Source organism: Streptomyces sp. NPDC002676 (assembly GCF_053592455.1).
In genome coordinates, this window is sequence record NZ_JBSFVT010000009.1 from 136,982 (window position 1) to 159,165 (window position 22,184).

Sequence of the window (22,184 nt, forward strand, 5' to 3'; positions counted from 1 at the left end):
CCGAGGTGGGACGCCACAGCCGCAGGGGACCGGCCTCCAAGGACGACCCCGCGCACATAGCAGCAAAGCGAGGGGGGCGGGCCGCGGGCTCCGGGAAGCCCCAGGATGCGCCTACGGCCCTGCCGCCCGGCCTGCCCGGGCAGCGGCGGGCGCCGGTCCACGGTGCGCCGACTCTGCCTGACGGCACGCCCGCGCACGGTATGCCGCGCTTCCCCGACGGCACCCCCGCGCACGGCACCCCCGAAGTCCGTGGTGGTCACCCCGAGCAGCATGAACCCGGTGGTGGCTGGGGGGAGTTCGCGGGGCGGGCCGGTGTGGGACCTGGTGCCGGTGGGCCCGGCGTCGGGCTGCCGCGGCAGCGGCAGGAAGGGGGCACTGGACCCGGCCTCGGCGCCCGTCCGGGCCCCGGGCGTGGTCCGCGGCGTGGAGCCGGGCCCCGGCAGGAGTATCTCGACGCCTTCGGCGAGGAACTCGACGTCTTCGCGCCCCGCGCGGGCGAGCCGTCGGCCGAGACGCGGGAGCCCTACGCCACCGAGGCGGAAACCGAGACGGGCACCCAGGCGGACGGAGGCGCCGACGCGCCGCCGGCCGGCGTGCCCGCGCAGCGGGGCGGTGGCAAGGGGCGGGCCTTCACCGGGATCGCAGCCGCCGCCGTCACCACCGCGCTGGCGATCGTCGTCGCCGGGCACGTGACCGCGCGGCGCGAGGACGGCGCCCTACGGTCGCACTCCGCCACCGACCAGGCGCGCGACACACACGACCCCGCCTCGCGCGGTGACGACCGGACGAGTCCCTCCGCCTCGCCGGTCACGGCGACGCTGACGTACGAGCAGAAGATGGACCGGACGTACCCGCTGAGCGCCACGCTGAAGGGCTCGGGGAAGTTCGACACGGTGCCCGGCTTCGCCAAGGCGCCCGGCACGGGGCGGAAGTACACCTACCGCGTGGACGTCGAGCGGGGCCTGGGCCTGGACGGCGTGCTGTTCGCCGACGCCGTGCAGAAGACCCTGAACGACGAACGCAGTTGGTCCCACGGCGGCGCCCGCACCTTCGAGCGCGTCTCCTCCGGCAAGCCCGACTTCGTGATCACGCTGGCCAGCCCCGGCACCACCGCCAAGTGGTGCGCCAAGTCCGGCCTGGACACCACGCAGGACAACGTCTCCTGCGACTCGGCCGCCACCGAACGCGTGATGATCAACGCCTACCGGTGGGCCCAGGGCAGCAAGACGTACGGGAACAAGATCCACCCGTACCGGCAGATGCTCATCAACCACGAGGTCGGGCACCGGCTCGGCCACGGCCACGTCAGCTGCCAGCGTGACGGCGAGTTGGCGCCGGTCATGCAGCAGCAGACCAAGTTCCTCGACCACGACGGGATCCACTGCCTGCCCAACCCCTGGCCGTTTCCCAAGGGCTGAAGGGCGGCTGGGGCGTAACGTTTCGCGCTCGTGCGATCACTGTGTGAACTGCTAGCGCGGCAAAACGCGTCCCGCACGCGAAAGTTACGACCGTTCACCCCTTTTGGTGGCGCGATGGACAACCGTCCGTCGCGCCACCGCCTTGTCCGCATACGTTCGTCCCGCTGCGAGCCGCCGGGGTGACGGCGGCTCCCCAAACGGGAGATCGGGGGTGCGCACGTGCGCATCGGACTGCTTACGGAGGGTGGCTATCCGTATGTGAGCGGTGACGCCAGGCTCTGGTGCGACCGGCTCGTGCGCGGGCTCCAGCAGCACGAGTTCGACGTCTACGCGCTCAGCCGCAGCCGGCAGCAGGAGGAGCAGGGCTGGGTCCCGCTCCCGCCGCAGGTCGGCCGGGTGCGTACGGCGCCCCTGTGGACGGCCGAGGGCGACGAGGTCACCTACGGACGGCACGCGCGTCGGCGCTTCGCCGAGTGCTACGGGGAACTGGCCGCGGCGGTCTGCGACGCGGCCGGTGGCGGCTCCGGCCCCGGCGCCGGGGAGGCGGGTTCTGCGGACGGTCCCGACTCCGCCGATCTGGCGGACCGTTTCGGCAGCGCGCTGTACGGACTCGCCGAACTCGCCCGCGACGCAGGCGGACTGACCGGAGCACTCCGCTCGGACACCGCCGTACGCACCCTGGAGCGTGCCTGCCGTGCTCCCGGCGCGCTGCGCACGGCGCGCGAGGCGCGCGTACCCGACCTGCTCGCCGTCACCGCCCACCTCGAACGCGCCCTGCGCCCCCTCACCCTCGACTGGTACGGCGACGACGGCCTCGGCGCGGCCGACCTCTGCCACGCCACCGCCGGCGGCCCCGCCGCCCTGCCCGGACTGCTCGCCCGGCACTTCTCCGACGTGCCGCTGCTGGTCACCGAGTACGGCGTGCAGCTCCGCTCGCACTACCTGACCCTCGGCCCGGACGCCGCCGCCCCCGCCGTACGCGCCCTGCTCGCCGCCTTCCACGGCCGGCTCGCCACCGAGGTCTACCGGCGCGCCGAGATCCTCACCCCCGGCAACGCGCACGCGCGCCGCTGGCAGGAACGGTGCGGCGCCGACCGGGCCAGGATCCGCACGGTGTACCCCGGCATGGAGTCCGCCCGCTTCACGGAGGTCGGCGAGTCCCCCGACCGCGCCGACCCGGACACGCTCGTCTGGGTCGGCCGTGTGGAGCCCGCCAAGGACCTCGTCTCGCTGCTGCACGCCTTCGCGGAGGTCCGCAAGGAGGAGCCCAAGGCCCGCCTGCGCGTCATCGGCGCGCCCGTGGGCCCCGAGGGCGCGGCCTACCTCGGCCACTGCCGGGCCCTGGCCGCCCAGCTCTTCCCGGACGAGGCCGAGGGCGTGCACGCGGTCGGCGACAACCCCGTCTCCTTCGAGGAGATCGGCGGCCCGGAGGCGCCGACTCTCGCCGACGGCTATGCCTCCGGCGCCGTGATCGTCCTGTCCAGCGTCGTCGAGGGCTTCCCGATCAGCCTCGTCGAGGCCATGTTCTGCGGCCGGGCCACGGTGTCGACGGACGTCGGTGCCGTGGTGGAGGTGATCGGCGGTACGGGCCTGGTGGTCCCGCCGCGCAATCCGCGGGCTCTCGCCGAGGCGTGCGTGGCGCTGCTGCGCGACCCCGAGCGCCGTGAGCGACTCGGCGCCGCCGCGCGCGCCCGGGCGCTCGAACTGTTCACCGTCGAGCAGAACATCCAGGCATTCCACGGCATCTACCTGGAGATCGTCTCCCACTGCCCGGTCCGCCGGGTCGTCCTGGACGAGGCCGGTGAGCCCCTGCCGTTCGCCGCCCCGGCCGAGTCCCATGTCCCCGGCCGCCTGACCGGCCCCACGGCCCACGCCCTCACCCGCGGCGTCCCCGCCTGGGCCACCCCCACGCCGGTGCGGGCGACGCCGGTCGCGGCTGTGGAGGGGGCGTGATGAGCGAACTGGACCGGCCCGGAATGCCGAGCGGCGCCGACGCGTGGGACGCGCGGTCGGGCGAGTGGCTGGCCGGAGGAGGGACGATCGGGGAGGTTGGTGAGCCGGCCGGTGAGCCGGATGGTGAGGCCTCCTCGGTCGCCGAGGACCCGGTGGGCTCCGGCTCGGCGGCTTCCGCCGCTGCGGACCCTGAGGTCACGTCAGCTGTTGGCTCTGCGGGCTCGGTGAGTTCCGCCGGCTCTCGCGATGAGCGTCGGACGTCTTCGCCGTCGGTGCCGTCGGCCCCCGCGCGAGGCGGCACGGACACCGAGCCCGACAAGGCCCGACGGACGGCCCCCCGGCGCGGTGCCGTCGACCCCGTGAAGGCCCTGCTGCACCGGCACCGCGAGCTGTGCGAGCGGGCCGTGGACCCCCTGGAGATCGCGGCCGGGCTGGAGGCGCATGGCGTCACCGACCGCACTGCGGCCCGTTTCCGCCACCGGGACGTCTTCTCGCTCGCCGAGGAGCTGTACGCGCGCGTGCCCCGCGACGGCGAGCCGCGCCCGGCGCCCGAGGCTCCGCACGCGCCCCGCGTCCGCGCCGACTGGGTTCTGCTCACCCTGCTGCCCGGCGCCCTCGGCGCGGCCACCGCGGCCGGTCTGCGCCTCACCGACGGACAACCCCGCTTCTGGGCGGCGGTCGTCGGCGTCCTCGCCGTGGCCCTCGCGGTCCGCGCGGCACTGCGCCGCGGCCCCCTCGCCACCCCGCCCGGCACCCCCGCGTGGCGCCCGGCACCCGGCACGCGCGCGGGGACGCTCTGGCTGCTCGGCTACGCCCTCCTCGGCGACGGACTCCTCCAGGCCATCGTGTCCGGCGGTCCCGACGCCCTGCCCACCGGCGACCCGGACGGCCCTTGGCCCACGGCCACCGCGCCCGTCCTGGCCCTCGCCCTGGCCTGCGCCCCGGCTGCCTGGTGCGCCCACCTGCTTGCCGCGGGCGCCCGCCGCAGGCTCGCCGGCAGCCGGGGCCTGGAGGACTTCACGGCCGCCGCGAAGCCCCTGCTGCTGGGCACGTTCGCGCTGTTCCTGGGCGCCCTCACCGCGCTGCTCCTGCTGTGCGGCACCCTCCTGCACGAACCCGCCGCCTACCCGCAGGCGCTCACCCTGGGCGCCCTGCTCCTGCTCGCCCGGCTGCTCGGCGCGCACCAGCACCGGCGCGCCCCCGGCATCGTCCTCGGCGCGGCGGCGGCCGTCGAGATGGCGGCCCCCGCGCTGCTGCTGGGCGGCCGACTGCCCGGCTGCGCCTTCCTGGCGAGCCCCGTCGAGGCCCTCGTGGACGCCTGCGGAACGGCCGGCGTGCCCGCGCTCACCTGCGGCGCTGGGGCGCTGGCCCTGCTGGTCCACGCCACCCGCACCCTCACTCAGGCCTCGGCCCACGCTCCCGCGGGAGCACCTGAGTGAACCTTCCGCCACCGGCCCGGACCGAGCCTGCTGCCACCCGTCGGAGGCAGCCGCACCACCCCCTTGAAGGAGAAGACCAGATGACCACCTCCCGACCCGGAGCGTCCGGAGCCGCCGGTGCGTACACCCCCGGAGGTGCCCGATGAGGGTCCTGCTGATCGGAGCCAACGGATACCTCGGCCGCTTCGTCGCCGACCGTCTGCTCGCCGACCCGGCCGTCCAGCTCACCGCGCTCGGCCGCGGGGACGACGCCGACGTCCGCTTCGACCTCGCCACCGGCAGCCCCGGCGCGCTCACCCGCTTCCTCGACGCCGTGCACCCCGGCGTCGTCGTCAACTGCGCAGGCGCCACCCGCGGCGGCGCCCGCGAACTCACCCGGCACAACACCGTCTCCGTCGCCACCGTCTGCGAGGCCCTGCGCCGCAGCGGCTGCGGCGCCCGCCTGGTGCAGATCGGGTGCAGTGCCGAGTACGGCCCCAGCCAGCCCGGCTCCTCCACGGCGGAGGACGCCGTCCCCCGCCCCGGCGGCCCGTACGGCGTCAGCAAGCTCGCCGCGACCGAACTGGTCCTCGGCTCCGGCCTCGACGCCGTCGTCCTGCGCGTCTTCTCGCCCGCCGGACCCGGCACCCCGGCCGGCTCCCCGCTCGGCCGCCTCGCCGAGGCCATGCGCCGCGCCATGCAGTCCGGCGACGGCGAACTCAAACTCGGCGGCCTCGGCGTCCAGCGCGACTTCGTGGACGTGCGCGACGTCGCCCGCGCCGTACACGCCGCCTCGCTCTCCGCCGCGCAGGGCGTCATCAACATCGGCTCCGGCCGCGCCGTCCGCCTCAGGGACGCCGCCACCGTCCTCGCGCGCGTGGCCGGATACGGCGGCGCCCTCCACGAACTCGACGCCCCGCCCGGCTCGCTGCGCACCGCCATCGGCCACCCCCGGGCAGACTCCGACCACGTGCCCCCGGTCGCGTTCCCGTACCCGGACGGCTGCGGCAGCTGGCAGCAGGCCGACGTGCGCACTGCCCGCGACCGGCTCGGCTGGAGGCCGCGCATCAACCTCGAAGAATCCCTGGCCGACATCTGGATGGAGGCGGCATGCCGCATCTGACCAGCACCACAGCCGCAGCGGGCGCCACCGGCACCGGCGTTCGCACCGCCCTCGGCATCCCCGGCTTCGCCCACCCCCTGGTGGCCCCCGCCCAGTGGGCCGAACTCGCCCGCCCCGGCACCCCGCTGGACTGGGTGGTGCTCGACGTCGCCGCCGGGCCGGGCACCCGCCCCGACCCGTGCTGCCTCCAGGCGGCCGGGCGGCTGCGGGCCGCCGGCGTCCGCGTCCTCGGCCACCTGGACGCGGTCCACGGCGACCGCGCCTTCGACGACCTGCTCGCCGACGCACGCCGCTACCTGGACTGGTACCGGGTCGACGGCTTCCTGCTGCACCGCTGCCCCACCGAACGCACCGCGCTCGCAGAGGTCCGCCGTACGACCACCGCCCTGCGGGCGATCAGTGACACCGCCCACATCGTCCTCGGCCACGGCAGCCACCCGCACCCCGGGTACACGGAGTACGCCGACCAGCTCGTGACCTTCAGCGGCCCCTGGTCCGACTACCGCTTCTCGCAGGTCGCCGAGTGGACCGCCGACTATCCGCCCGACCGCTTCTGCCACTTCGTGCACGGCGTGCCCCGCGGCCACCTGGAGGAGGCGTTGCGCATCGCCCGCTGGCAGGGCGCCGCGACGATCTACGTCACCGACCGCACGGATCACCGAGGCCAGGCCGACCCCTGGGAGGCCATGCCCGGGTACTGGGACGAAATTGTCTCGCGTATCGGGACGGGTGTCTCGGAATGAAAATGGCCATGGCAGTGTTACGGAAAGAACAACCGTCATGATTGACCGACCAACGGAGTCCCCGTGTCGCTGCCACCCCTGGTCGAGCCGGCTGCCGAGCTCACCGTAGACGAGGTCCGCAGGTACTCCCGCCACCTGATCATCCCCGATGTGGGGATGGACGGGCAGAAGCGGCTGAAGAACGCCAAGGTGCTCTGCGTGGGCGCCGGCGGCCTGGGCTCGCCGGCGCTGATGTACCTCGCCGCCGCGGGCGTGGGCACCCTCGGCATCGTGGAGTTCGACGAGGTCGACGAGTCGAACCTGCAGCGCCAGATCATTCACAGCCAGTCCGACATCGGCCGTTCCAAGGCCGAGTCCGCGCGTGACAGTGTCCTGGGCATCAACCCGTACGTGAACGTGATCCTTCACGAGCAGCGGCTCGAAGCCGAGAACGTGATGGACATCTTCAGCCAGTACGACCTGATCGTCGACGGCACCGACAACTTCGCGACCCGCTACCTGGTCAACGACGCCTGCGTGCTGCTGAACAAGCCGTACGTGTGGGGCTCGATCTACCGCTTCGACGGCCAGGCCTCGGTCTTCTGGTCCGAGCACGGCCCCTGCTACCGCTGCCTCTACCCGGAGCCCCCGCCGCCCGGCATGGTCCCGTCCTGCGCCGAGGGCGGCGTGCTCGGCGTGCTGTGCGCGTCCATCGGCTCCATCCAGGTCACCGAGGCGATCAAGGTCCTCACCGGCACCGGCGAGCCGCTCGTCGGCCGCCTGATGATCTACGACGCCCTGGAGATGCAGTACCGCCAGGTCAAGGTCCGCAAGGACCCGAACTGCGCGGTCTGCGGCGAGAACCCGACCGTCACCGAACTCATCGACTACGAGGCCTTCTGCGGCGTCGTGTCCGAGGAGGCCCAGCAGGCCGCCGCCGGTTCGACGATCACTCCCAAGCAGCTCAAGGAGTGGATCGACGAGGGCGAGAACATCGAGATCATCGACGTCCGTGAGCCGAACGAGTACGAGATCGTCTCCATCCCGGGCGCCAAGCTGATCCCCAAGAACGAGTTCCTCCTCGGCGCCGCCCTGGAGTCCCTCCCGCAGGACAAGAAGATCGTCTTGCACTGCAAGACGGGTGTCCGCAGTGCGGAAGTCCTCGCGGTCCTGAAGTCCGCGGGCTTCGCCGACGCCGTCCACGTGGGCGGCGGCGTCATCGGCTGGGTCAACCAGATCGAACCGGAGAAGCCGGTCTACTGACCGGGAGATTCGCCTCCCTTTCCGTGACGGGTTCCGCGCACAGCAGGCGCGCGGAACCCGTCGTGCGTTCACGAACAGACCTTGCCGTCCCTCGGCACCGTCCCGTTCAGCAGGTACGCGTCCACCGTCGAGTCGACGCAGTCGCTGCCGTTGCCGTACGCCCCATGTCCCTCGCCCTTCCAGGTGAGTTCGACACCGACACCCTTGCCCAGCTCGTCGGCCATCCTGCGGGCGCCCTCGTACGGGGTGGCAGGGTCCCCGGTGTTGCCGACCAGCAGGATCGGTGCCGCACCGGGCGCGCCGACCTCGGGGGTGTCGTACTGGCCCGGCACCGGCCAGTCGTGGCACCAGCCGGCCGTGTCCCAGCCCAGGAAGTCCCCGAACACCGGAGAGATCCGCTCGAACTCCGGCAGCAGCCTCTTCGTCTCGGCAAGGGTCGGCCGCTGCCTGTCGTCCAGGCACGATATGACCCGCTGGGCGTGGCTCGTGGTGCCGTAGTGTCCCGCGGAGTCCCGTTCGTTGTACCGGTCCGCGAGCGACAGCAGCCGTGAACCGTCGCCCTGCTGCGCCGACTTCAGTGCGTCGGTCAGCGTCCCCCAGCTCGACTCGCTGTACAGCGGCAGCACGATTCCGGTGACCGCGAGCGTCTCGGTCAGCTTCCGCCCCGACGACGTGGGCAGCGGCCGGGCGTCGATCCGCCGCAGCAGGTCCGCGATCTTCCGCGATCCCTGCTCGGGGTTCTGACCGGTGGACTTCAGATAGTCGTCCAGGGCTCGCTGGAAGCCGCGGGCCTGGTTCTCGGCGTGGCCCACCGCGTCCGCCGTCGGGTCGACCACCGCGTCGAGGACGGCCCGCCCGACGTTCTTGGGGAACAAGTGGGCGTAGACACCGCCCAGTTCGGTGCCGTAGGAGATGCCGAAGTAGTGCAGCTTGTCGTCGCCGAGGACCTGGCGCATCAGGTCCATGTCGCGAGCGGTGTCGGTGGTCGACGCGTGGGCCAGCAGGGGGCCGGCGGCCTTCTGGCAGCCCTTGCCGAAGTCGGTGGCGTCCTGGAAGTACGCCTTCTCCTCGGCAGGGGTGTCCGGCGTGACGTCCACGTCCTCCTTGGCCGCGAGCTCCCGGTCGCTCCGGCAGCGGACGCCCTCGCTGGCGCCGACCCCGCGCGGGTCCCAGCTCACCAGGTCGTAATGCTCCCGGAGCTTGGAGGCGGTGCCCGCGTAGTACGGCATCGTCGACACGCCCGAGCCGCCGGGGCCGCCGAAGTTGAACAGCAGCGAGCCGATCCGGTGGCCGCCGGTCGCCCGCGCGCGGATGAGAGAGAGCCCGATCGTCGTACCGTCCGGCTTCGACCAGTCCAGCGGCACCTTCAGCGTCGCGCACCGCCAGTCGTCGCCCGGCGCGCCCGAGTCCGCCGTGGCCTTGCAGCGGTTCCAGTCGAGGCGCTGCCCGGTGAGTGAGGCGGGAAGGGCCCCGGAAGCGGACGGCGCGGACGACGGGGGAGTGGACCGGCCGCCGGCCCCCTTGCCCTCGTTTCCGCCCCCACCTGACGAGCCGCCACCGCACCCGGCCAACAGCAGCGTCGCTGTCGCGGCGGCCAGCCACCGCGGGAATCGAGACATGCGCACCCCCCCTCACAGGCCCTCCGCGTCTCGTCCGCGGCGAGCGATGAGGCCATGTTAGGGCGCCGGACCACAGCCCGTGACGGCCTGTGGATAACGCTGTGACCTGCGGTTTTGTGTGGCTTGTCGACCGGTCCCCGGAAATCGGCCGGGGACTCGAGGGGAAATCAGGAACAGACCGTACCGGCCTTCGGCACCTTCCCGTTCAGCAGATATCCGTTCACCGCAGCCTGCACGCACCTGTTCTTGCTGTCGTACGCACCGTGCCCCTGGCCCTTGTACGTCAGCTCGACGCCGACGCCCTGGCCGAGCGCGTCCACCATCTTCTTCGCGCCCTCGTACGGCGTGGCCGGGTCGCCGGTGTTGCCGACGACGAGGATGGGCGCCGACCCCGGCGCGCTGACGTCGGGATGGTCGGCGGCGCCCGGCACGGCCCAGTCGGTGCAGCTGACCATGCCCCAGGCCAGGAAGTCCCCGAACACCGGGGAGGCGGAACGGAACTCGGGCAGCCTCCCCTGGACGAAGTCGGCCGTGTACCGGGGCTTCTGGTCGGCGCAGTTGATGGCGATGTTCGCCGCGGTGATGTTGCTGTACTCGCCGTTCTCGCTGCGGCCGTTCAACGAGTCGGACAGCAGCATCAGGATCTTGCCGTCGCCGTCGTAGGCCTGTTCAAGCCCCTCGGTGAGGTACTGCCAGAAGTCCTTGGAGTACAGGGACTGCGCGATGCCGTTGGTCGCGGCCGTCTGCGTCAGCTGGCGCGGGGAGATACCGGGGATCGGCTTCGACTCCAGGTCCGCCAGCAGGTGGGCGATGCGGTTCTTGACGTCCTGGGCGGTGTCGCCGATCGGGCACTCGGTGATCTTCGAGGTGCAGTCCTGGGCGAAGTTGTCGAGCGCGAGCTGGAAGCCCTGGGCCTGTCCCAGCGCGCTCTGCTCCGGGTTCTGCGTGGGGTCGACCACCGCGTCGAGGACGGCCCGCCCGACGTTCTTGGGGAACAGGTGGGCGTAGACGCCGCCGAGTTCGGTGCCGTAGGAGATGCCGAAGTAGTGCAGCTTGTCGTCGCCGAGGACCTGGCGCATCAGGTCCATGTCGCGGGCCGCGTCGGTGGTGCGCACATGCGGCAGGATCCTCTTGGAGTTCCTCTCGCAGGCCGCGTTGAACTGCTGGGTGCGCTCGATCAGCTGGGCGCGCTCGGCGCTGTCGTCGGGCGTCGCGTCCTGCTGGAAGTACGCGTCCAGCTGGCTGTCGCTCTCGCACTTCACCGGCGCGCTGCGGCCGACTCCGCGCGGGTCGAAGCTGACCAGGTCGTAGCGGGTGCGCAGGGTGGCGTAGTCCGCGCCGAACGCGGGCAGCGTGGTGACGCCGCTGCCGCCGGGGCCGCCGAAGTTGAACACGAGCGAGCCGATCCGCTTGCTCGCCGCGCCGCTGGCCCTGGCGCGGATGAGGGCGAGGTTGATGGTGTCGCCCTCGGGCTTGCTCCAGTCGAGGGGCGCCTTCATGGTGGCGCACTGCCACCTGGTGCCGTTCGGCAGCGGGGAGGGGGCACTGCCGCCGCCCTCCGCCTCGGACGGGGCCGGGCAGTCCTTCCAGTCCAGCTTCTGCGCCGCCAGGTCACCGACCTCGGTGCCGTTGTTGCCGCATCCGGCGAGCAGCGTGGACAGCAGCACGGCGGTGGTGGTCAGCGCTGCGGCCCGCAGCCGGGAAGGGTTCGCCATGGTCCCATCCTGCGGGCGCGCACGCCGGGGCGCGCGGGGCACGGGCCGTACGAGGTACGTCTCGGGAGGCCGTGGGTGCGTGAGGCTCCGGCCTGCCCGCAGCCGGCTCCTACAGGGCTCCCTTGCGGCTGAGATGGTTGAAGGCCAGCCAGCCGGGCAGCACGGGCAGCCACAGGGTCAGCAGCCGGAACAGCAGGACGGCCGGGGCGGCGACCTCCTTGGGGAGGCCGACGGCGATCAGACCGAGCGTCAGGCTCGCCTCCACGGCGCCCACGCCGCCTGGCGTCGGGGCTGCGGACCCGAGGGCGTTTCCGGCGAGGAAGACCACAGCCACACTGGCGATGCTCAGCGAGGCCGAGCCGTCGCCGAAGGCCCGGATGGAGGCGTCCAGGCACATCACGAAGCAGGCGGTCAGCAGTAGCATCCCGCCGATGCCGGTGACCAGCTTCTGCGGACGCTGAAGCACGTCGAGCATGCGCGGTACGACACCCGCGAACAGCGACCTCACGCGCGTGACGATGAATTTCCGCAGGAACGGCACCGAGGTGACCACGAGCACGAGCACCGCCACGGTCAGCAGACCCGCGATGACCGTCCGGGACGGTGACAGCGACGGCGTCTTCTCCGTGCCGGTCAGGTAGCCGAAGGACAGCAGCATCAGGATGTGGGCCCCGAGCCCGAACAGCTGTGACGCGCCGACGCTCGCCACCGCGAGCCCGGGGCGTACACCCGCGCGCTGCAGGAAGCGCGTGTTGAGGGCCACACCGCCGACGGCGGCCGGCGCCACGATCTTCACGAACGACCCGGCGACCTGCGCGGCCACCGTCCTCAGGAACGGCACCCGCTCGGGCACGAACCCCAGCAGCGCCATCGCCGCGGCGACGTAGCTGAGCGCCGAGAACAGCACCGCCGCCACCACCCAGCCCCACTGGGCCTGCGCGAACAGCGTGCCGAACTGGATGTGGGTGAGCTGGGTCAGCAGGAAGTACGCGCCGATCGCGCCGGCGATGAAGCTGATCAGCGTGCGCGGGCGCACCCGCTCCAGGCGGGCCGGCTCCACGGGGGCCTCGGGCCTGATCCGCAGCACCTGGTGCCGGATCTGCGTGAGCAGATCCTCCTCACGGGCCTCTTCGAGGGCTTCGTCGATGGCCCGCTTCTCCGCGCGCTGCTCCGCGCGGACCGCCTTCTTGTCCGGCTTTTCGAGCGCGGGCCGGGTCGTCTCGGGCGCCTCCTCCAGGCGGGCCAGCTTGGCCTGCTGGGATGCCTCCAGCACCGCCTCGCGCTCACGGTGGGCGCGCTCCCGGGCCAGCCGGCGCAGCGTCGCGCGCGTGGATCGCGTCAGCGCGATGGGCTGGAGCATCGGCAGACAGTCCGCGACCGCGTCCGGGCCGAGCACACCGACCGCCGAGGCCACCGCCCGCTCGGCCCCCACCCGCAGGCCGAGCGTGGTGACCAGCTGCGCCACGTCCATGCGCAGCAGCAGTTCGCCGGCCGCGATCTCGCCGCCACGCAGCTCGGAGAGGATCACCTTGCCGGAACCATCCACCAGGATCGCGTCACCGGCCAGCCGGCGGTGCGCGATGCGCCGCGACTGGAGCGCCTTCACCTGGTGCCAGGTGTTGTGCAGCAGTTCGTCGGTGATCTCGTCGTCGGCCAGCGAGTCCAGCGTGCGCCCGCCGGTGTGCTCGTAGACGAGCATCACCGCGTCGGGGCCGAGCTCGGAGGTCGCGATCAGCTTGGGCGCGTTGGCGCCCGCTGCGATCGCCGCATACGCCAGCAGCGCCTCCTGCTCCAGTGCCTGGCGCAGCGACTGGAGGCTGGAGCGGGTCGCGAAGCCGCGCAGGGTCAGGTTGCGCCACGCGCGGTAGAAGAAGCCCTGGGCCTGCTGCTCCCGGTCGACGACCGTGACGTCCAGCGGCTGTCCGTCCTCCAGGGTGACGAAGTAGCGCCGGCCGCGGTCGCCGTTCTCCGCGTCCGTGGCCTCCTCGCGGGCGGCGCCGACGGGGTGGAAACCGACGTACCTGAGGCCGGCCAGCAGGGTCCGCCCGGTGGGCCGCACGTTGGGGGAGCCGACCGCGTACAGGGTGCCGTAGGCGACGGTCCAGCCGATCAGCACCGTCAGGATGATCGAGAAGGGGGTCGTGTAGCCGGTGACCAGCATCGAGAACGCGTCGAGCAGCAGCACGATCCACAGCACCGCGCGCCACCGGGGTCTGCGGGACATGCCGACGGCCGTCATGTAGGCGATGACGGGCGCCAGATAACCGTGCACGGGGTCGGTGAGCGCGTGGATGTCGCCGGGGGAGGGCTGGGTGAGTGCGTCCTGGATGGAGCCGGGGGCGGCGCGGGCGACCCACAGGTCGGTGGCGAGGGTCACTCCGTGGGCGAGCACCGCCGCGAGGACGCCGTCGGCGATGCGCAGCCCGTCCCGTTTGATCAGCCGTTCGATCGCGAAGGCGACCGGCACCAGGAGGATCGCGATGCTGGACGCCAGTCCCGCAATCTTGATCAGCAGGTCGGGGGCCTGCCCGGTGCCCTTGTTGATGTCCTGTTCGAGGCCCGAGGTGGTGCCGTGCGCGAACGCGGCGATCGCGAGCAGCACGACGATCGCGAGCACGCCCACCAGCAGCCGCATGAGGTCGGAGGGGCGGTGCACGCGCGCGGGGAGCAGCGGTTCGTCCCCCTCGACCTCGTCGGTGCGCGGGTCGTGCTCGGCGCCCGGACCGTGGTCGTCGTCACGCGCGCGCGTGCCGTCGTCTCCGTGCGCACCGGTGTCGTCCTTGTGCGTACCGGGGTCGTCCCGTTGCTTACCGGTGTCGTCGCCCTGGCCCGCGCGGGCGGTGCCGGGGCGCGCGGCGGCGTCAGGGGTGCCCGCCGCGCCTTCGGGGTGCACGCCCTGCTGCTTCATGGTCTCTTCTTGGTCTCGTATCACCAGTCACCGCCCGCACGATGGTGGCATGCCGCACCGACACCCGCGGGCATCAGGGTGCAGATGCGGGGGCGGACAGTCTGCCGGAAGCGCCGCCGAGGAGCGAGGGGCCGCCTTCGGACCGCTCCCGCCGCGCTGTCGGCGGGGTGCGGCAGGATGGGTCGAATGAGCGAGCAGAACCCTGCCGAGGCCACCCGTGAGGAGTACGCGGACGCACTGCCCGAGTACGCAGAGCGGGTCCTGGACGTGGCCGAGCGGATTCCGCCCGGCCGGGTCATGACGTACGGCGACGTCGCCGAGTGGCTGGAGGAGGGAGGGCCCCGCCAGGTCGGCCGGGTGATGGCCCTCTACGGGGGCGCCGTTCCGTGGTGGCGGGTGGTGCGCGCCGACGGGGTGCTGCTGCCCGGGCACGAGCTGCGCGCGCTCGCCCACTACCGCGCGGAGGGCACACCGCTGAAGGAGGCGGGCAGGAGCACCGAGGGCCATCTGCCGCGGCTCGACATGAGGCGGGCGCGATGGGACGGCGGCGCGGGCGCGGAGGGTCACACCTGACAGCTTCCGCCATCGGATGCCGTCGGGGGGAGCCTGTGGCCCGTACGAGGGACATGGGGGACGTCCGTGGCATGACGTACGTTCGTGGGATGTGGGACTCGCGTGGCGCGAGCGCCGCAAGGGATGAAGCGGAAGCCCTGCTTCCGTCCGGAGCGGCGGCGTAGCGTCGGCTGCACGTGTCCCCCTCACCCCGCGGCCACCGCCTCGCACGCGTGACCGCCTGCCCACCAGCACGACCACCAGGACCGGCGAACCACGTGAGCTCCTCTTCCTCCACCAGGCGCCTGCCGCACCTCCCGGTGCGGCAGGGGAGCCGTGGCGCTTACCGACTGGTCCGTACCCAGCCGGTCCGGGTGGATCCCCCTCGTCTGGACGCCGCTCAGCGTGCCGTGGTTGATCACCGGACCGGACCGCTGCTCGTCCTCGCGGGCCCCGGCACCGGCAAGACGACGACCCTGGTCGAGTCCGTGGCCGCGCGCATCGCCCGCGGCGGCGACCCGGAACGCATCCTGGTGCTGACGTTCAGCCGCAAAGCCGCCGTCGACCTGCGCGACCGCATGGCCCTGCGTATCGGCGCCGCCCGCGCGCCCCGCGCCACCACCTTCCACTCCTACGCCTACGCCCTGGTCCGCGCCCACCAGGACAGCGGCCTGTTCGCCGAGCCGCTGCGCCTGCTCTCCGGCCCCGAACAGGACGTCACCGTCCGCGGCCTGCTCGCCGGACAGCCCGAGCTGGAGCGGCTCGGGCTCACCCACGTGCGCTGGCCGGACGAACTGCGCGCCTGCCTGACCACACGCGGCTTCGCCGACGAGGTCCGCGCCGTCCTCGCACGCAGCCGCGAGCTGGGCCTCGGCCCCGACGCCCTGGACGCCTTCGCCCGCCGCATCGGCCGCCCCGACTGGCGTGCAGCCGCCGCCTTCCTCGCCGAATACCTCGACGTGCTCGACCTCCAGGGGGTGATCGACTACGCGGAACTGGTCCACCGCGCGGTCCTGCTCGCCCGCCGCCCCGACACGGCCGCGCGGCTCGCCGCCCAGTACGACGCCGTGTACGTCGACGAGTACCAGGACACGGACCCGGCCCAGGTACGGCTGCTGCACACGCTGGCCGGTGGCGGGCGCAGCCTGGTCGCCTTCGGCGACCCCGACCAGTCGATCTACACCTTCCGGGGCGCCGACGTGAACGGCATCCTCGACTTCCCGGTGGCCTTCCCGCGCGCGGACGGCCGGCCCGCCCCCGTCGAGGTGCTGCGCACCTCCCGCCGCTCCGGCGCCGCCCTGCTGGCCGCGACCCGCCTGATCACCCAGCGCATGCCGCTGACCCGCCTGCCCGCCGACAAGGTCCGCGCCCACCGTGAGCCCGCCCCGGTACGGGACGGCGGTCGCGTCGAGGTCTACACGTACCCGACGTCCGGCACGGAGCTCGACAACATCGCGGACATCCTGCGCCGGGCGCACCTGGAGGACGGCGTTCCGTGGAGCGACATGGCCGTCCTCGTGCGCGCGGGATCCCGCACGATCCCGACCCTCCGCCGCGCCCTCACCGCGGCCGGCGTCCCGCTCGACATCGACGGCGACGACCTTCCCCTCCGGCACGAGCCCGCGGTGGCCCCGCTCCTGACGGCACTCCGCGCGGTGGCGACCGCTGAGGCACGCCGTTCCGACGAGGTGACGCGGACGCAGGAGGCTGCGTCGGTGCAGGAGGCCACGCACGCATCGGGCGCCGACGAGGCCGCGCAGGCGCCGGGCACTGAGGACGCGGTGCAGACACGGGACACCGACGAGGCGGCGCCGCCACCGGGCACGGACGAGGCAGCGCAGGCGTCAGGGGCTGGCGAGGCCGCGCAGGCGCACGGCTCCGCACAGGAAGCGCCCGCCGCCGACACCGCCTGGCTCGACGCCGAGACCGCTCTCACCCTGCTCACCTCCCCCCTTGCCAGCATGGACACGGCCGATCTGCGCCGCCTCGGGCGCGCGCTGCGCGAGGAGGAGCGGGCCGCCGGGAACCCGTTCCCGCCGCCCTCCGACGAGCTGCTCGCGCGGGCGCTCGCCGAGCCCGAACGCCTGGCTGTGCACGACCCGGCGTACGCGCGCGGGGCGCAGCGCCTCGGCGCGCTGCTCCGCACCGCCCGTGAGCGCCTGGCGCGCGGCGGCACGGCCGAGGAGGCGCTGTGGGACCTGTGGGCCGGCACACCATGGCCCACGCGCCTGGAGCGGACCGCCCGGCGAGGCGGCGCGGCCGGCCGCAACGCCGACCGTGACCTGGACGCCGTGTGCGCGCTCTTCGCCACGGCCGCGCGCGCGGAGGAGCGCACCGGAGGCCGCGGCGCGCTGAACTTCCTGGAGGAGATCGAGGCCGAGGACATCGCCGCCGACACGCTGACCCGCCGCGCGGTACGGCCCGACGCCGTCCGCCTGATGACCGCGCACCGCTCCAAGGGCCTGGAGTGGCGGCTGGTCGTCGTCGCGGGCGTCCAGGAGGGCCTGTGGCCCGACCTGCGCCGCCGCGGCTCGCTGCTGGAGGCCGACCGCATCGGACGCGACGGACTCGCCGAACCGCTCACCCCGGGCGCGCTGCTCGCCGAGGAACGCCGCCTGTTCTACGTCGCCGCCACGCGCGCGCGTGAACGCCTCGTCGTCACCGCCGTGAAGGCACCCGCCGACGACGGTGACCAGCCCTCCCGGTTCCTGACCGAGCTGGGCGTCGAACCCCGGGACATCACCGGCCGCCCCCGCCGCCCGCTGTCCGTGGCCGCGCTCGTCGCCGAGCTGCGCGCCACCACCGTCGACCCGCGCGCTTCCGCCACCCTCCGGGAGGCCGCCGCACGCCGCCTGGCCAGACTGGCCGCGCTCGCCGACGAGGACGGCCGCCCCCTGGTGCCGTCCGCGCACCCCTTCCGCTGGTGGGGCATGTTCGAGCCGACCGAGAGCAAGGTGCCGCTGCGCCACCACGACCAGCCCGTCGTGCTCTCCGGCAGCGCCCTCGACCAGCTCGCCAACACCTGCTCCCTGCAGTGGTTCCTGGGCCGCGAGGTGAAGGCCGATGCGCCCGCCACCGCCGCGCAGGGCTTCGGCAACGTCGTCCACGTCCTCGCCGACGAGGTCGCCTCCGGCCGTACCCCCGCCGACCTGGACGTCCTCATGGAGCGCCTGGAATCGGTGTGGAACGCGCTCGCCTTCGACGCGCCCTGGAAGTCGGAGCAGGAGAAGAACAACGCGCGCGCGGCGCTCGAACGCTTCCTCAACTGGCACGTCCTGGACCGCACCGGCCGCACGCCCGTGGCGAGCGAACAGGACTTCGACGTCACCCTCGAAGCGGGCGACTACCAGGTCCGCGTCCGCGGCCAGATGGACCGCGTCGAGGCGGACGGGGAGGGCCGCGCCTACGTCGTGGACTTCAAGACGGGCAAGCAGGCCCCCAGCGCCGCCGAAGTGGGCCGCCACCCGCAGCTCGCCGTCTACCAGCTCGCGGTCCGCGAGGGCGCCGTGGACACCGTCTTCGACGGCGTACGGCCCGAACCCGGCGGCGCCGAACTCGTGCACCTCAGACAGGGCGCCGCCAAGCGGGACGGCGGCGACAGCCTGCCCAAGGTGCAGGCGCAGGAGCCGCTGGCGGGGGAGTGGGTCGGCGAGCTGCTGGCCACCGCCGCCGGAAAGGTCCTCGACGAGCGGTTCACACCGACCACCGGCCAGCACTGCACGCACTGCGCGTTCCGCGCTTCGTGCAGCGCCCGCCCCGAGGGGCGGCACGTGGTCGAGTGACCAGCACCAGCGGTGTGGGTGACGTACAGCACCACGTGCGCTGACCTGCGCATCTTCCTTCCCGGAAGGCCGCTGCGTCCTCGATTGTCAGTGCCCGCCGCTAGCCTCTGACCTCATGCCCGCCCGTATCACCGACCCCGAGCAGCTCAAAGAGCTTCTCGGCATCCCCTTCACCCCGGAGCAGACGGCCTGCATCACCGCGCCGCCCGCCCCGCAGGTGATCGTGGCCGGTGCCGGGTCGGGCAAGACGACGGTGATGGCGGCCCGCGTGGTCTGGCTGGTCGGCACCGGGCAGGTGGCCCCCGAGCAGGTCCTCGGCCTGACCTTCACCAACAAGGCCGCCGGTGAACTCGCCGAGCGCGTCCGCACGGCCCTGATCAAGGCCGGCGTCACCGACCCCGACGCCCCCCCGTCACCCGACCACCACCCCTCGACGACAGCGCTTCGCGCCGGCCCCTTCTGGTCGGACCCGGACAACCCGCCCGGTGAGCCGGTCATCTCCACGTACCACGCCTTCGCCGGCCGGCTGCTGACCGACCACGGCCTGCGCATCGGCCTGGAGCCCACCTCCCGGCTGCTGGCCGACGCCACCCGCTACCAGCTCGCCGCGCGTGTGCTGCGCGAGGCCCCCGGCCCCTATCCGGCGCTGACCCGTTCCTTCGCCGACCTCGTCAGCGACCTGCTCGCCCTCGACTCCGAACTCGCCGAACACCTCGTGGACCCCGAGGAACAGAGCGCCTGGGACGCGGACCTGCTGCGCACCCTGGAGAGCGCCAAGCTCACCAACGCGGACCTGCGCAAGGTCCCCGAGACCGCCGCCGCCCGCCGCGAACTCACCGCACTCGTCCAGCGCTACCGGTCCGCCAAGCGCGAGCGCGACCTGCTCGACTTCGGCGACCAGATCGCCCTGTCCGCCCGCCTCGCACGCGTCCCCGAGGTCGGCCGCCTGCTGCGCGAGGAGTTCCGCGTGGTGCTCCTGGACGAGTACCAGGACACCTCCGTGGCCCAGCGCGTCCTGCTGGCGGGCCTGTTCGGCGACGGCACCGGCCACCCGGTCACCGCCGTCGGCGACCCCTGCCAGGCCATCTACGGCTGGCGCGGCGCCTCCGTGGCCAACCTCGACGACTTCCCCGAGCACTTCGCCCACGCCGACGGCCGCCCGGCCACCCGGCAGGCGCTCAGCGAGAACCGCCGCAGCGGTGGCCGCCTCCTCGACCTCGCCAACGGCCTCGCCGAGCCCCTGCGCGCCATGCACGCGGGCGTACAGGCCCTGCGCCCGGCCCCCGGCGCCGAACGCGACGGCACGGTCCGCTGCGCCCTGCTGCGCACCCACGCCGAGGAGCTCGACTGGATCGCCGACTCCATCGCCCACCTCGTGCGCACCGGAACGGCCCCGGGCGAGATCGCCGTCCTGTGCCGCACGGCCACCGACTTCGCCGAGATCCAGGGCGCCCTCGTGGCCCGGGACATCCCCGTCGAGGTCGTCGGCCTGTCCGGGCTGCTGCACCTGCCCGAGGTCGCCGACCTGGTCGCCGTCTGCGAGGTCCTCCAGGACCCCGGCGCCAACGCCTCCCTGGTCCGCCTGCTCACCGGCCCGCGCTGGCGCATCGGCCCGCGCGACCTCGCCCTCCTGGGCCGCCGCGCCCGCCTGCTGGTCGCCCACGCGCGCGTGGACGGCACCGACGACGCCGACCGCAGACTCGCCGAGGCCGTCGAGGGAGTCGACCCGGCCGAGGTGATATCGCTCGCGGACGCCCTGGACACCTTCCTGGAGTCCCCCCTGAACGACGCCGACGGAGACGACGACGGGCTGCCGTTCTCCCCGGACGCGCGGGTGCGCTTCGCCCGCCTGGCCGCCGAACTGCGCGACCTGCGCCGCTCCCTGTCCGACCCGCTGATGGACGTCCTGCACCGCGTCCTCGCCGTCACCGGCCTGGAGGTGGAGCTGTCCGCGTCCCCGCACGCGCTGGCCGCCCGCCGCCGCGAGACCCTGTCGAACTTCCTCGACGTCGCCGCCTCCTTCGCCGCGAGCGACACGGAGGCCACCCTGCTGGCCTTCCTCGGCTTCCTGCGCACCGCCGCCCAGTACGAGAAGGGCCTCGACAACGCCCTGCCCGGCGGAGAGAACACCGTCAAGGTGCTCACCGCGCACAAGTCCAAGGGCCTGGAGTGGGACGTCGTGGCCGTCCCCGGACTCGTGAACGGCACCTTCCCCAGCGCCCAGGGCCGCGAGAAGTGGACCGCGCAGGCCAAGGTGCTCCCGCACGCCCTGCGCGGCGACACCGACACCCTGCCCGACATCGAGACCTGGGACTCGCGCGGCATGAAGGCCTTCCACGAGGCCATGAAGGAACACCAGCACACCGAGGAGCTCCGCCTCGGCTACGTCACCTTCACCCGCCCCCGCTCCCTCCTGCTCGGCTCCGGCCACTGGTGGGGACCCAGCCAGAAGAAGCCGCGCGGCCCCTCCGACTTCCTCCACGCCCTCTACGAGCACTGCGCCGCCGGACACGGCGAGATCGAGGCATGGGCCGACGAGCCCGCCGAGGACGAGGAGAACCCGGCCCTGCACACGGCCACCGCCGACCAGGCCTGGCCGCTGCCCCTCGACGACACCGCCCTGACCCGCCGCCGCGCCGCCGCCGAAACGGTCCTCGCCCACCTGGACGCCATCGCCGCCCAGGGCCGCATGGCGCCCGACCACGACCCCGGTACCTACGAGGACCCCGACTGGCCTCCGCCCCCGGACGACGAGGAACCGTACGGCGACGCGTTCCCGTACGACGAGGACGCCCCGTACGGCGAAGAGCCGCCCTACGACAGCGGCAGCGCCGAACCGCCGTACGACGAGGGCGCGCCCCAGCCCGAGGAGCCCGGCGACCGGGACTCCTGGAGCACCGGCCGGCCCACGGTTCCCCACCAGGCGACCGCCCCCGCCGAGCCCGAGCGCAGCTCCGTCACCCCAGAGGAGGCCCGCACCATCGCCTCCTGGGACCGCGACCTCGACGCGCTCACCGGAGAGCTGCTGCGCGCCCGGCAGAGCATCACGGACGTCCCCCTGCCGGTCACGCTGACCGCCTCGCAACTGCTGCGCCTCGCCGAGGACCCCGACGGGCTCGCACAGGAACTCGCGCGCCCCATGCCGCGCCCTCCGCAACCCGCCGCACGCCGGGGCACCCGGTTCCACGCCTGGGTCGAAGCCCGCTTCGAGGAACTGACGCTGCCCCTGCTGGAACCCGACGAGCTGCCCGGCGGCGACGCCGAGATCACCGACGAACACGACCTGGAAGCCCTCAAGGAGGCCTTCGAACGCACCGAATACGCCCAGCGCACGCCCTACCGGGTCGAGGCGCCCTTCCAGCTCGCCCTCGCCGGCCGCGTCGTCCGAGGCCGCATCGACGCCGTCTACAAGAACGGCGACGGCGACACGGCGACCTACGAGATCGTGGACTGGAAGACCGGCCGCGACCACACCGCCGACCCCCTCCAGCTCGCCGTCTACCGGCTGGCCTGGGCCGAGCAGCAGGGCATCCCGCCCGAATCGGTCACCGCCGCCTTCCTGTACGTACGCAGCGGCGAAGTCGTACACCCTCAGGGCCTGCCGGACCGGGCCGCCCTGGAACGGCTCCTCACGGAAGACGCCGAAGTGGCGCACCGGGGACCCCGAGTGTGACGAACCGCCCGCCGAGGATGTCGGCGCGGGCCGATAGG

At 73.4% G+C, this 22,184-nt stretch carries 12 protein-coding genes; 9 read left to right on the plus strand and 3 right to left on the minus strand.

Annotated elements, in window-relative coordinates; all coding sequences use genetic code 11:
• Positions 1-5 precede the first annotated feature (5 nt).
• The 6 genes from ACWD3E_RS25010 to moeZ all read left to right on the plus strand — a co-directional run bounded on the left by ACWD3E_RS25010 (position 6) and on the right by moeZ (position 7,897).
• The gene (locus ACWD3E_RS25010) at positions 6-1,418 is read left to right on the plus strand and encodes a DUF3152 domain-containing protein (RefSeq protein WP_451389791.1); all 1,413 of its coding nucleotides are present in this window, start codon (positions 6-8) and stop codon (positions 1,416-1,418) included.
• A gap of 219 nt (positions 1,419-1,637) precedes the next feature.
• Entirely contained in the window at positions 1,638-3,371 is a 1,734-nt protein-coding gene (locus tag ACWD3E_RS25015; RefSeq protein ID WP_451389792.1) for a DUF3492 domain-containing protein, read from the plus strand.
• The gene (locus tag ACWD3E_RS25020) at positions 3,371-4,810 is read left to right on the plus strand and encodes a hypothetical protein (protein ID WP_451389793.1); all 1,440 of its coding nucleotides are present in this window, start codon (positions 3,371-3,373) and stop codon (positions 4,808-4,810) included. Before ACWD3E_RS25015 ends, ACWD3E_RS25020 begins: the two co-directional genes overlap by 1 nt.
• A 142-nt stretch (positions 4,811-4,952) precedes the next feature.
• Positions 4,953-5,912, plus strand: coding sequence for an NAD-dependent epimerase/dehydratase family protein (locus ACWD3E_RS25025; protein WP_451389794.1), 960 nt, complete (start codon positions 4,953-4,955; stop codon positions 5,910-5,912).
• Entirely contained in the window at positions 5,900-6,655 is a 756-nt protein-coding gene (locus tag ACWD3E_RS25030; protein WP_451389795.1) for a spherulation-specific family 4 protein, read from the plus strand. Before ACWD3E_RS25025 ends, ACWD3E_RS25030 begins: the two co-directional genes overlap by 13 nt.
• A gap of 63 nt (positions 6,656-6,718) precedes the next feature.
• Positions 6,719-7,897 (plus strand): adenylyltransferase/sulfurtransferase MoeZ, encoded by a 1,179-nt coding sequence (gene moeZ, locus ACWD3E_RS25035; protein WP_451389796.1) that lies wholly within the window; start codon positions 6,719-6,721, stop codon positions 7,895-7,897.
• Between the two features lie 68 nt (positions 7,898-7,965).
• Here the strand turns inward: moeZ and ACWD3E_RS25040 are convergent, their stop codons facing one another.
• The 3 genes from ACWD3E_RS25040 to ACWD3E_RS25050 all read right to left on the minus strand — a co-directional run bounded on the left by ACWD3E_RS25040 (position 7,966) and on the right by ACWD3E_RS25050 (position 14,139).
• On the minus strand, positions 7,966-9,516 hold the full coding sequence (locus ACWD3E_RS25040) for an alpha/beta hydrolase (RefSeq protein ID WP_451389797.1): 1,551 nt from the start codon (positions 9,514-9,516) through the stop codon (positions 7,966-7,968).
• Positions 9,517-9,683: 167 nt separating this feature from the next.
• Positions 9,684-11,231: an alpha/beta hydrolase gene (locus ACWD3E_RS25045; protein ID WP_451389798.1), complete on the minus strand. Its 1,548-nt coding sequence runs from the start codon at positions 11,229-11,231 to the stop codon at positions 9,684-9,686.
• A 109-nt stretch (positions 11,232-11,340) separates the two neighbouring features.
• The gene (locus ACWD3E_RS25050; protein WP_451389799.1) at positions 11,341-14,139 is read right to left on the minus strand and encodes a lysylphosphatidylglycerol synthase domain-containing protein; all 2,799 of its coding nucleotides are present in this window, start codon (positions 14,137-14,139) and stop codon (positions 11,341-11,343) included.
• Positions 14,140-14,325: 186 nt separating this feature from the next.
• Between ACWD3E_RS25050 and ACWD3E_RS25055 the strand changes: the two genes are divergently transcribed.
• The 3 genes from ACWD3E_RS25055 to ACWD3E_RS25065 all read left to right on the plus strand — a co-directional run bounded on the left by ACWD3E_RS25055 (position 14,326) and on the right by ACWD3E_RS25065 (position 22,146).
• Positions 14,326-14,712 (plus strand): MGMT family protein, encoded by a 387-nt coding sequence (locus ACWD3E_RS25055; RefSeq protein WP_451389800.1) that lies wholly within the window; start codon positions 14,326-14,328, stop codon positions 14,710-14,712.
• A gap of 257 nt (positions 14,713-14,969) precedes the next feature.
• Positions 14,970-18,473, plus strand: coding sequence for a UvrD-helicase domain-containing protein (locus ACWD3E_RS25060; protein ID WP_451389801.1), 3,504 nt, complete (start codon positions 14,970-14,972; stop codon positions 18,471-18,473).
• 115 nt (positions 18,474-18,588) lie between these two features.
• Positions 18,589-22,146, plus strand: coding sequence for a UvrD-helicase domain-containing protein (locus ACWD3E_RS25065; protein WP_451389802.1), 3,558 nt, complete (start codon positions 18,589-18,591; stop codon positions 22,144-22,146).
• Positions 22,147-22,184 lie beyond the last annotated feature (38 nt).